This is a genomic window from Bacillus changyiensis (genome assembly GCF_027706145.1).
Classification (GTDB): domain Bacteria; phylum Bacillota; class Bacilli; order Bacillales; family Bacillaceae; genus Bacillus; species Bacillus changyiensis.
The window spans coordinates 1-12,302 of the sequence record NZ_JAQFWW010000006.1 but is presented as its reverse complement, the minus strand read 5'-3'; the positions used below and the strand labels follow the sequence as shown (position 1 = coordinate 12,302).

7 protein-coding genes are annotated in these 12,302 nt (G+C 39.7%); all 7 read left to right on the top strand.

The features are described from left to right. Positions 1-10: 10 nt before the first annotated feature. Positions 11-1,708, top strand: a complete 1,698-nt coding sequence (locus PDT38_RS15570; RefSeq protein ID WP_270802888.1) for a thiamine pyrophosphate-binding protein — start codon at positions 11-13, stop codon at positions 1,706-1,708. After that, positions 1,671-3,041: a class I adenylate-forming enzyme family protein gene (locus PDT38_RS15565; protein ID WP_270802887.1), complete on the top strand. Its 1,371-nt coding sequence runs from the start codon at positions 1,671-1,673 to the stop codon at positions 3,039-3,041. Before PDT38_RS15570 ends, PDT38_RS15565 begins: the two co-directional genes overlap by 38 nt. Then, on the top strand, positions 3,038-3,745 hold the full coding sequence (locus tag PDT38_RS15560) for a hypothetical protein (RefSeq protein WP_270802886.1): 708 nt from the start codon (positions 3,038-3,040) through the stop codon (positions 3,743-3,745). The genes PDT38_RS15565 and PDT38_RS15560 overlap by 4 nt, the downstream gene beginning before the upstream one ends. 21 nt (positions 3,746-3,766) lie before the next feature. Then, entirely contained in the window at positions 3,767-4,924 is a 1,158-nt protein-coding gene (locus PDT38_RS15555) for a beta-ketoacyl-[acyl-carrier-protein] synthase family protein (RefSeq protein WP_270802884.1), read from the top strand. Then, on the top strand, positions 4,921-5,337 hold the full coding sequence (locus PDT38_RS15550; RefSeq protein ID WP_270802882.1) for a 3-hydroxyacyl-ACP dehydratase FabZ family protein: 417 nt from the start codon (positions 4,921-4,923) through the stop codon (positions 5,335-5,337). Before PDT38_RS15555 ends, PDT38_RS15550 begins: the two co-directional genes overlap by 4 nt. Before the next feature lie 24 nt (positions 5,338-5,361). After that, positions 5,362-7,284 carry a cyclic peptide export ABC transporter gene (locus PDT38_RS15545; RefSeq protein WP_270802880.1) on the top strand — a complete coding sequence of 641 codons (1,923 nt, stop codon included), beginning with the start codon at positions 5,362-5,364 and terminating at the stop codon, positions 7,282-7,284. 18 nt (positions 7,285-7,302) lie between these two features. Then, on the top strand, positions 7,303-12,302 hold a 5,000-nt coding region (locus PDT38_RS15540; RefSeq protein ID WP_270802878.1), incomplete at its 3' end, for a non-ribosomal peptide synthetase.

The window sequence follows — 12,302 nt, the reverse complement described above, 5'->3', positions numbered from 1 at the left end:
GGAGCTGTTTTTGTTTGCATCAATATGGGATCTTTACTCTTATTTATTAAAAAATTCAAATGTACAAAAGGTTTTTGCAATGGTCGGAGAAGGCGAAGGCCTACTAGAAGCAGCATACTTGGCCAAATTGGATGTGTATACAGCGAAAGATCAAAGAATTGCAGCTAGTATGGCGATGGGGTATGCCCAAGTCTCAGGTGAACCTGTTGTATATGTTGCGAGCCCTGGCCCAGGACTTGTCAATGGATTAACGGCTGTATTAGAGTCATTTTCTGCTTGTGTTCCTATCATCATCGTTTCTTCAGGGACAGCGAGAACGGCTGTTGGTACAGGTGCTTTTCAAGAACTCAATAGTGTCGAACTGATGAAACCGATCACAAAATGGCAGTATCGAGTAGAGCATGTGGATCAAGCTGAGTGGGCGCTAAAAAGAGCGATGTATTTGGCTGTCAATGGAAAACCAGGACCTGTTTATTTAGAAATACCAAATGATTTGGAACAACAGCATTATGAAAAGCCCTCTTCATTACTTCAGAAAGAGGCTGTTGCGATATGCCCGCATCGTGAGCAAATTCGCTTAACAGTGGATGCTCTTGCCGAATCAAAGCGGCCTGTTTTCATCGCTGGAGGTGGTTGTCAACATTCTCCTTCATTTGGTTCATCACTTTTAGCATTGGCTGAAAAATTTCAGGCAGCTGTGTTTACAACGGCTTCTGGTAGAGGAATTGTGAATGAACATCATCCGCATGTATTCGGTAATATAGGTCTTTATGGATTGCCGGAAGCTAAAAAGCTGTTAAGGGAAGGGGATCTGTTTATTGCTTTTGGAACACAGCTTGAAGAAACAGCTTTAATGGGTTGGAAAGATATTGCTGATCAACATGTATTGATACACATTGATCGTGATTACACAAGTTTGAGAAAGTCCGTTGAAGAAGATGTAAGCATCTTAGGTGACGTTTCAATCGTTGTACAGGACTTGTTGTTGTATGAAGCCAAGGGGGAGTGGAAGCGTCATGAATGGCTAGAAAAACAGAAATCGGTTAAACATCAGCTGCTTAACAAGTGGACAAACGCTGATTTTTCGGAACAACCTATTAGAGCAACTTTTCAAATGATATCAGAAACTGTTGAAGAAAACGACATTTTGGTTCAAGATAACGGTCTTCATGATATGTGGGGCTATTCCTATCCTATTTTTATTAATCAATCGGGAAGGACGCTTGTTCCAGGGGAGCAAACTGCATTAGGAGTGCCGATGGGTGTAGGCATAGGAGCAAAATTGGCTCAACCTGACTCAACAATTATGACGTTTATCGGTGATGGATCATTTGAAATGGGTAAAGGTGCACTAGATACTGCATATGAACTCGGGATTGGGATGATTTACCTAATTATTAATAATGGTGGTTATGCATGGCCACGATTAAATCAACAAAAAATGAAGATTTCCATTGGTTGTGATTTTAGAGAAGATCATCAATGGCGCCATGAGATTCAATCTCTCCAAGGTACTTTTTTCTCTCCAACAAATAAGACAGACTTAAAAAACGCTATTTGTACAGCGAGAGCACTAAGTAAACAAGGCAAATTGTCTTTAATTGAAATCTGCACGGATTGGAAAAAAGATATTCCATATACGGTCCAGCAGGAATATGGGGTGGTAGTAGATGATGAAACACCAAAACAAAGTCAGTGTTGGTCATAAAGATGTGACAGAGACCCTTCTCAATCTATTGGATAAATTTGTTTACTTAATGGAAGTTAACCGTGTAAAGCGAAAAGATGCTGTTGCCCTTTCAGTCAGAAATCCATTGCTTTTTTATGTAGCCTATAAAGGTTGCAAACAATTAGGGATTATTCCCATTGTGATGGGTGAGATGAAAGATCCGCAAAAAGAGCTTGCAAGAATCCGAGTACCGCTGTTTTGTTATGAGTTAGATTTCGACTTTTGCCTTGAACGTTATGAAGATATTGAACAGGCGCCTCTTCCAGAAGAAGCTGGAGCGATTGTTAGAACAACAGGGTCAGTTACAGGAATGCCTAAATTTGTTGTCTGGTCTAAGAAAGGGATCGCATATCAAAGTGAACAAACTGTCGAAAAGCTTGGCTTTACAGAGAAGGATGTTTTGTTAGCAGCTGTTCCCTTGTGGGGAGCGTATGGCATCAGTCTCGTTAATATCATTGAAAAATGCGGAATGAATCTCGTGATTCCAGAGCATTTACGACCGCGATATGTTTTGCAATTAATCAAAGAAAGTGGAGCTACTTTATTTGAGGGAACGCCTTCATTTTACAAAATCATGCTTGAACATTTCAGCAAAAATGTAGATGAACGAAAAGCAGCTTCCAGCATGCGTAGTTGGGGTTGCGGTGGGGAGATTCTTCCTGAGACGGTGGCGAGAAAATGGTTTGAAATAGTCAAACAACCGATCCTCGATGGCTATGGATTATCAGAGGCCGGACCAAATGTTGCGTTGAATACATGTGAGGATTATTGTATAGGGACAGTGGGCAAGCCGTTAAAAGGGATCGAATTAAGGCTGAACGATAAGAGAGAACTGCTTGTTAGGAGTCCTAGTAATATGATAGGTTACTACTCATCAAATTCAGCAGAAAACCCTATTGATGCTCAGGGGTGGTTGAATACTGGAGATTTGGCAGAGATCAATGAGAGTGGCTTCCTAAAAATTATTGGTCGGACTAAAAATATTATCGTGATTAAAGAAAAAAATATCAGTCCTGAATACATTGAACAAAAGCTGCGTCACTATCAAGACATTCAAGATGTTGCTGTTGTGGGTGTTCGCAATGAAAACAATAGGATGCGGCTTGCTGCCATATTCATAAGCAAGAATCATCAGAATATCAATCTGAAACATGTTAAACGTTACGCACAGGAACATTTAGAAAAAGATCAAGTGCCTTTTTATTATAAACAAGTCGATGAGTTTCCGATGCTGGCTAATGGAAAAATTGACCGAGTTGCTTTGGGAAAATTGTGTTTTACACAACAAGCAAAGGTTGTGAATAGATCATGAAAGAATCGTCTGTTGTTTTACTCGGTATTGAAATGACCGTGAAAAAAGGGATTTCAAGCTATCAATGGCTCACAAAAAATGAAATACCTATGAAGAGAGAACCTTTTCCATATCAAAAAAGCAAATTTAATGATGAGACTGTTGAACCGTTATGCGAAGGACTGTATCAAATCATCACCGAGCTATCCCATCAAGGTATTGTCCAGCAAAATGATAATATCGGTTTATTTGTCAATGTTTCAAATGCCATCTGGCCTGATATTGAGAGATACGCACATGCTTTGGAAAAAGGGAAAAAAGCTGTTAGACCCCATATGACAATTTCTTTTGAGAACAGCCTTCCAACTGCCCAAGCATCCATACAGCTTGGTCTTAATGGACCTTCCACAACATTTGCAGACCACTGTGGCAAGATGTATGGAATTGGCTTAGCTCATAATGTTCTAGTTGATCAGCTGGCAGATTTTATGCTTGTGGCAGAAATATATCGAGAGCCGGTCACTAATGGTGATGAGAATGGATTTACGGGGCGGATTACAATTGCTGCCTTAGCAACTGAGCTCCAAAGCCAAGCCTATCAACCTCTGTTTGAAATAAAGAACTGGGAATGGATAAACGAACAAACTGAACAGATGAATTTTAGTGAATGGATTCACCAATATGCTGACAGTAATCAAGGTCAAGAAGTGATTCGTTTAACATAAAAGCAGTGGGAGGCTATCAATATGAATAGGGTTGGTATTAGTGGAATAGGACTTGTTTCCCCATTCGGTCTTGGAATGGATTTGTTTGAAACGGGTTTATACTCAGGCGAATGTGCGATGTCACCTATTACCCGGTTTGATGCGAGTCCATATAGGTGCCAAATAGGTGGTGAAGTGAAAGGCAATGTAACAAATTCGAAAGACAGTATGGCAAAACAATTTTTAGCTTTTGCTATGGAAGAAGCTGCAGAGGGTGCTGGTTTGAGCAGAGGAAAGTTAGAAAATCACAGGATGGGACTCATTTTACCAGTTGTAACAGGGCCAGGAAATAACGCGCTTGAACATGATGCGGCAGAATGGATCATGGACCCTGAACTCAATCTCCCATCTTCATTGTTTCATAGAAGTCACATCATCAGACCAACGTCCGCCTGTGCTTCAATCGGTACAGCTCTATCCATTGGCTACAGTATGATCCGCCATGGTCAGTTAGACATTATTGTTATCGCGCGTGCGGAGGTGTTTAATCAATACGACTTTGCTTCACTTGACATTGTGAGAGCCATTACGAAAACCGAAGCAAAGCCCTTTGATGTCAAGAGGAACGGCATCACAATCGGTGAAGGGGCAGGCGTGCTGATCTTAGAGTCAGCGGCTAGCTTTGCAAAGCGGCAACAACAGCCGCTTGCATGGCTTGATGGGGCTAGCTGTGCAACAGGGGGCGAAAAGCAAAACATGATTGAGCTTGATAAAGGAAAGGTTGTCCATTCAATTCAAACAGCGCTTCAAATGGCTGGCATTGATAAGCCTGATTATATACACGCGCATGCAACAGGTACGCCTCAAGGTGATACAATCGAATCAGAAGCTTTGGTGGAAACCATTCAAGCTGGTAGCAGTATACCTGTCAGCTCTCATAAAGGAGCGTGTGGTCATTTATTGCGCTGTTCAGGGTTTTTAGGAACAGCTGCTGCTTTATTGACATTGAAGCTACAATGCATTCCGCCCACAACCGGCTTGGATGAACTTGATCCAAAAATTACAGCAAATATTGTGAAAGAGAAGGAATGGGCAAGTGTCTCAAGTGTTCTTGTCAATAATTTTGGTTTTTGTGGCAATTATGCATCCTTTATCATACAGCAGCCTACAACAGAATGGAAAGGAGGCTCCTCTATTTGACTTATCACATTGAGGCGGTTTTGCCTCACAGACACCCGTTTTTGTTCATCACTGAGGTGAAGAAGACAGTTGACAGTATAAAAGTGGAAGGAGCGTATCAAATAAATCATGACAATATGTATGTAATCAATATTAATGGAGAAAAGCAGTTTCCTAGTGTACTCGTTGTCGAAAGTCTTGCTCAATTAAGTGCTTTTGCAGAGGAAAGTCATGACAATGCTGACTCACAAGAATTGGTTTTTTTAACCGGTTTGCAAGACATGCAATTTCTTAAACCGATTTACGCAGGAGATCTTGTGGAGCTAAAAGTAGAAATCATCAGAAGGCGGAGAGGCCTGACACTAATAGAAGGGACTGCTAGTGTAAATGGAGATATTGTTGTAAAAGGGCATATTAAAACAAAATCTAGCTAGTGTCATTGAAAGGTGGAGTATCGAGTGAATTTCAGCAGTGAGCAATCACTAGCAGATATTGGCCGCGCTTTGACAGGAGTTTCATTTGTCATCAGTGTGTTTATCTGCATCATGATATTTATGTTAGGCAGAGTCATCATCAAGGCTCTAAAAAAAGAACGGTTATTCGTCAAGTCGGCAAAAAGTAGTTTGCTTTTTGTTATAGCGGCTGTTATGTGTGGATTATTGCTTTATTTTCTGCACATTTCTTATCAATGGTTGAGGACAGAGGTAATCCAGTTGCAGTCCGTCGGTTTTCAAATATCTTTTGTGTATTGGTTATTGAGTGGACTTGTGGGATTATGGTTTCTCTACTTTTCTTTTACTTTATTTTATCGACAAGAAAAACAGATTCAATTTTTGCCATTAGTGATCAATGGGGCAATTAGCGGGTTGAGTAACACAATTGTCATTTATATCATTAACCAATCGTTAAATGTACAAGGCAATTTTACAAATGGTTTATTTTATGCATTTTTAATCGGTTTGGTCGTTCATATCATGGCAGAACGATATATTCGTACGAAAATTGCTGTCCTTACAAATCAAGTCATTTACGAAAAAAGGGTCGCACTGATTGATAAAACACTTCATATCCCTTTTGAAAGAATGGAACGCTTTGAGAAAGGAAAGATTAGTGCTTGTTTAAATAATGATACAGAAAAAATCAGTGAGGGCATGCATTTGGCCGTTACAGGTGCGACAAATTTAATCACCTTGTTCTTTTGTTTAATTTATTTGGGTATTTTGAGCTTTTGGGGTCTGATTTTATCATTGGCTGTTGTCGTGATCACGATTCTAATCAACCTGATTGTTGCAGGAGAAGCAAATCGACTGTTTGAACAAACGAGAGACATTCAAAACAAGTTTTTTGGCTTCATAAATGATATGTTAGCGGGTTTTAAAGAACTGGCACTAAACAGAGCGAGAAGAAAAGCGTTTCAAGAAAACTTTGAAGGAGCTTGTGAAGACTATCGAAGAAAGGGAACAAAGGCAGATTTAAAGTTTGCTAATGCCTTCATCATGGAAGACATTATCCTATTGTCAGTCGTTGGATTTGTCGCTTTTCTATTCCCAGTGATTTTTCATATGCAGGGTGATTTACTGTACAATTACGTGTTTATTTTTCTATATATGATTGGACCTGTCACATATCTCCTGCATTCTTTTCCGCAAATTATGCAGATTCATGTCAGTTGGAAGCGCATGACTAGCTTGATGTCAGAGGTTTCTGAATTAGAGAAAGACGATGAAACGGATGTGGAAGTGACTGGAAAGAAAGTGACTTTAACTTTAAAGGGAGTTCAGTTCCAATACAAAGGTCTAACGGAAAACTTTTCAGTTGGGCCAATTGATTATGAATTTAAGCCTGGAGAACTGACTTTCATCACTGGGGGAAATGGTAGTGGAAAATCGACATTTGCCAAGCTCATTACTGGGCTTTACCCAGCGGATCGAGGTGAAATGTTGATTAACGGTATTCCTAAAACACCTGAACAAATAAAAGAATACTATTCTGCCATTTTTAGTGATTTTCATCTTTTTGATCGGCTATATGGTATTGAGATAGGCGGAAGGGAAAAAGAAATGAACAACTTACTTGAGCTTCTGAGAATTCAAGATAAAGTCTCGATCAAAGATGGTGAATTTAGCACGACCAAGCTGTCAACAGGTCAAAAGAAGCGGTTGGCTTTGCTTGTCGCCTATTTAGAAGATCGGCCAATTTGTTTATTTGATGAATGGGCAGCAGATCAAGATCCGGGTTATCGCAAATTTTTCTACCATCATTTGCTCCCTCAATTAAGAGACAAAGGGAAGTGTGTTATTGCCATCACACATGACGATCATTACTTCCATACCGCTGACCATCTTGTCAAAATGGACCAAGGACAGTTTGTAGAGGATTAAATAAGGAGGTACAAGAAGATGGATCACTATTTTCCATTAACTGATGGACAGCTGGGAATCTGGTATGTTGAAAAGATGTATCCAAACACAAGTATTTCTAACAATGGTGCTCTTATACAATTGGACACTGAGCAACCCGTTCATTATGGTCTGATCTCAAATGCCATAAACGAGTTTATCAAAAAAACGGACAACATCCGTTTGCGGATATTGTCTACAAAAGAAGGAAAACCAGTTCAGTATGTCGCTGATTTTATTGAAAAAGAGATCGATATTGTTGATTTAAACGGTGCAGATGCTGAAAGTAGCAAGCAAATCGCTCTTGCTCACTTTCAGCGGCCTCTGCCGTTAGAAGATGCAGATCTATTTGATTTTAAAGTGTTTAAAGTAAGCCAATATCGGTGTTTCATTTATGTCAATATTCATCATATCATTTCAGATGCTGTATCTGTCATGAGCTGTATAAATGAAATGATTTCGATTTATTCTCATTTCATAAAAGGTACATCTCTTCATTCGACAAAAACGCAATCGTTTATTCAACAAATTGAAGCAGAGCAAGAATACAAGAAAAGTCACCGATTTGAAAAAGATCGTCACTATTGGGAAAAGCTTTTTCAAAGCAGGCCAGAAATGACATCTTTAAAGCCTAGTCGTGCATATCGTAGCAGTGCGAAATCAAGACGGTTATCAGAAATTGTATCAAAACCACTCGCAAAAAGGCTGAAAGAATATTCAACTGAACAGCATATCAGTTTATTTAATTTGTTCTTGGCAGGCGTTTATATCTATTTATCAAAAATGACGCAAAAAAAAGATATTGTCATCGGCACCATGTTTTCCAACCGAACAACCCTTCGTGAAAAAGAGCTGTTTGGCATGCTTGTTAGTACTGTTCCATTTCGTGTGCAAGTTGATCCGACTCTCACCTTTTCGGCATTCGCAAGAAATGTAAGTCAGCAACAGCTCAGAACAATGAGACATCAAAAATACCCTTATGAGCTTCTTTTAAATCATTGGCGTAATCAGCACCGTACACATGATTATTTGTACACCACATCTTTGCAATATTTGGAGATTGATTTTCCGAAAACAGATGGAATCACATATGATGTCGACTTTCTATATAACGGATATGAAATTAATGATCTTGCTTTCCATATCGTCAACAATGGAGAAGACATCGCATTTGAAATTGACTATCGACTTGATCTATTTGAAGAGCAAGAAATCCAAGATATGTTTGCGAGAATTTTGCTGTTGTTTTCTAAAGCATTATTGGCGCCACAGCAGCAGATTGGACAGCTTAATTTATTAACAGAGGCTGATCAAGCCCTCTATTTTAGAGAGGAATCAGAAAGTAGATTAGATGAAATAGAGGAATCTTTTCAGGACATTTTTCAAAGAATGGCAAAAGAATCACCGGAAAAAACAGCGGTTATTTGTGGAAATCGTACCCTTTCATATCAAGAATTAGATGAGCGGTCAAACCAGCTTGCCCGGCTTCTTCGGCAAAAAGGTGTTGCACCAGAAAAAAGAGTCGCAATTTTAACAAACCGGACAGAAGACATGATCGTTGGGGCCATTGCAGTGATGAAAGCAGGTGGAGCTTATGTTCCGATTGATGCTGAATTTCCAGAACAAAGAATCCAATTCATCTTAAAAGACAGTCATTCTGTTATGTTGTTGACAGATCAAATGGACCGAGAAGCTCCTGTAGAATGCATCTATTTTCAAGATGAAGCCATTCATCAGCAGTCAACAGCAGCGCTTGACAATGTGACGAAGCCGGACAATTTGTGTTATATCATCTATACTTCTGGAACGACCGGCAATCCTAAAGGCGTCATGATTGAACATCGGAACTATACAAATATGTGGAAAGCCTATAATGAGGCATACGGATTTCAAGAAATGAAACCGTGTATTTTGCAACTTGCTAGCTTTTCGTTTGATGTATTTGCCGGTGATATGGCGAGAACTTTATTGAACCAAGGGACCCTTGTGATTTGTCCTTCAGAAGCAAAGCGTGATTTAGGACAGCTACAACAACTGATTGAAACTCATCAAATCACGATGTTAGAGTCGACTCCTGCTCTGATTGTTCCGCTTTTAGATGATATGTATGAAAAAGGAATTGAACACACTTCACTTCAATTGGTTGTGCTCGGTGCTGATTCATGTTTGAAAGAAGACTTCAAACGAATGATCAAACACTACGGAGAGAAGATCCAAATTTATAACACTTATGGTGTAACGGAAGCGACGATCGAAACGAGCCTTTATCGTTTTGAGCAGGCGTTTGCTGATTATGAGGGTATTACCCCAATTGGTAAACCGTTATTACATATGTCCATGTACATTTTTAGTGAATCGATGCAACTTCTACCACCTCACTCAATTGGTGAGTTGTATATAGGTGGAAAAGGTGTAGCCAGAGGCTATTTGAACAATCCGACACTGACTAAGGAAAAATTTATCGCAAATCCTTTTGATCCTTCTGAAAGGCTCTATAAAACAGGAGACCAAGCGAAGATGTTGCCTGATGGGAATATTCAATTTCTGGGGCGTCATGACTTCCAAGTCAAAGTTAGGGGGCATCGAATTGAAATTGGGGAGGTTGAGGCAAAAATCATTCAGCATCCTGCAGTAAGGAGAGCTGTTGTCAAGACTGTTGAACCTAAACCGCATCAGATCGTATTAGCTGCATATCTTGAAGCAGATGAAGCAAACATTGCAGATCAAGTAAAAGCCTTTTTGTTTAGAGAGTTGCCAGATTATATGGTTCCAACATATTTTATTCAATTAGACCAATTGCCTTTGACCACAAACCAAAAAGTCAATCGGCAAGAGCTTCCAGAGCCTGAAAGCTACTTCAAAGAACATCGACAAACAGCTTTACTTCATACAGCTCTCGAAGCTAAATTGGCGGAGGTTTGGAAGAAAACATTAAAGGTGGATCATTTAACTTCAAACTCAGATTTTATCCAACTCGGGTTTCATTCATTACAAGCGTTGACCCTTGTGAATGAAATTGAGAAAGAGTTTGGGATTCGGTTAACACTTGGGGATATTTTTTCTCATACACTTTTATTTGCAATGGCGAAGGTCATTGAGGAAAAAATGAAGGCCGGTCACCTTGAGGAACTATTACCTGCGGTGGAGAGTGATGCTTATCCTGTGACAGCTGCACAAGAGGGAGTTTATACAAGATCGTTAATTACAGATGATGCCAATCTATTTCATATGCCTTGCGCATTTCAAATAGATGGACCTCTTGATGTGAACAGGCTTTCGCTCGCATTGCAAACATTAGTCAATCGGCATGAATCACTCAGAACGTCTTTTATAAAAAAAGACGATACGCTCAAACAGAAAATTCATCCGAATGTTACCTTGCATGTTGAGTATGATGTACACAACCAGTCTGAAATAGAGGAGCTTGTTTCTGCTTCACCTCAGCCGTTTTCATTAGATAAGCCTCCTCTCATGCGCGCAAAGTTGATAAAGATACAATCTGTTGACAAGCATGTGTTATTACTAGATTTTCATCACATTATTTTTGATGGTATGTCACTTCAAGTATTTATGGAAGAATTGACCGGCATCTATAAAGGGAGAAGTTTGCCAGATCTTAAGCTCGGCTACAAAGATTACGCTGTCTGGGAGAAGCGTAAATTAGAAGACCAGCAGCTTGCTGAACATCGGGACTTTTGGTCAACAATTTTAGTTGATCAACCGGGAGAACTTCATTTACCTATTGATTTTCCAAGGCCAGCTTTGCAGTCCTTTGCAGGGAACATCTTTGAATTTGAACTAAATAAAGACTTGCTCAATCAGTTAAAAGAGTTTTCTTTGCAGCATGGTCTGACACTATATATGACTCTTTTATCGGTTTACTTTGTATTGTTAGCTAAATATACCGGACAAGCTGATTTGGTTGTTGGGACACCTACATCAGGACGCTTCCATCCAAGTATGGAAAGAACCACAGGACTATTTGTCAATACTTTACCCGTTAGAAAAGAAGTAAGCAAAACAATCAATTTCAGTCAATTTTGCCAAGAAGTCAAACAAGACATACTTCAAATACTGAATTATCAGCAATATCCTATTGATGAATTAGTCAAACAACTAAAGTTAAATCGTGATCCAAGCCGAAACCCACTTTATCAAACCGTATTTGCACTACAGGATATCAAAGAAAGCTATCAACTGTCTGAAGAAGTCAAAATGTCTATTTTCGACATGGAGTATAACACGTCTAAGGTTGATTTAACATTGGAGGCAGCAGTGCTTGAGCACTGTCTTGGTTGCCGCTTTGAATACAGCACAAGTTTATTTAAAAAAGAAACGATCGAACGAATGGCAAAGCATTTTGAACATCTGATTGAGTCGGTGTTGGCTGATCCTGAGCAAACACTCGGTGAACTCGAACTCATTTCTAAGGATGAACAGGCACTTGTGGCCAAGATGAATGATACGGATGTGCCACTGCCATCATGCCCATCCATTTCGACACAATTTGAAACACAGGCAGAGATACGTCCTGATGAAACAGCCGCAGTCTTCAGAGGTGATCGCCTCTCCTATCGGGAATTAAACAGCCGAGCTAATCAGCTGGCACATCTATTGATGAAAAAAGGTGTTGGACCTGATGTGTTAGTCGGGATCATGGTCCGTCCATCATTTGATCTATTGGTCGGAATGCTTGGGGTGTTAAAAGCGGGAGGCGCTTATGTGCCGATCGACCCTGAATACCCAGAAAGCCGTATTCAATATATGTTAAAAGATAGTCAAGTCTCTCTTTTATTGACACAGTCAAAGCTAACAGAAAAAACCGCATCATTCTCCGGGCAAGTGATTGATGTCGATAAAGGATTTAAAGGAGAAAGCGAATTAAATCCACCATCAGTAACAGAGGGGCACCATCTTGCTTATATGATTTACACGTCTGGATCAACTGGAGAGCCAAAAGGTGTATTAATTGAACAGCACAGTGTTTTGAATTTATGGCA

Excerpts from the sequence above, each read along its gene's own strand:
- PDT38_RS15555 (WP_270802884.1), top strand. The coding sequence starts at position 3,767 with ATGAATAGGGTTGGTATTAGTGGAATAGGACTTGTTTCCCCATTCGGT.
- PDT38_RS15565 (WP_270802887.1), top strand. The coding sequence starts at position 1,671 with ATGATGAAACACCAAAACAAAGTCAGTGTTGGTCATAAAGATGTGACA.
- PDT38_RS15560 (WP_270802886.1), top strand. The coding sequence starts at position 3,038 with ATGAAAGAATCGTCTGTTGTTTTACTCGGTATTGAAATGACCGTGAAA.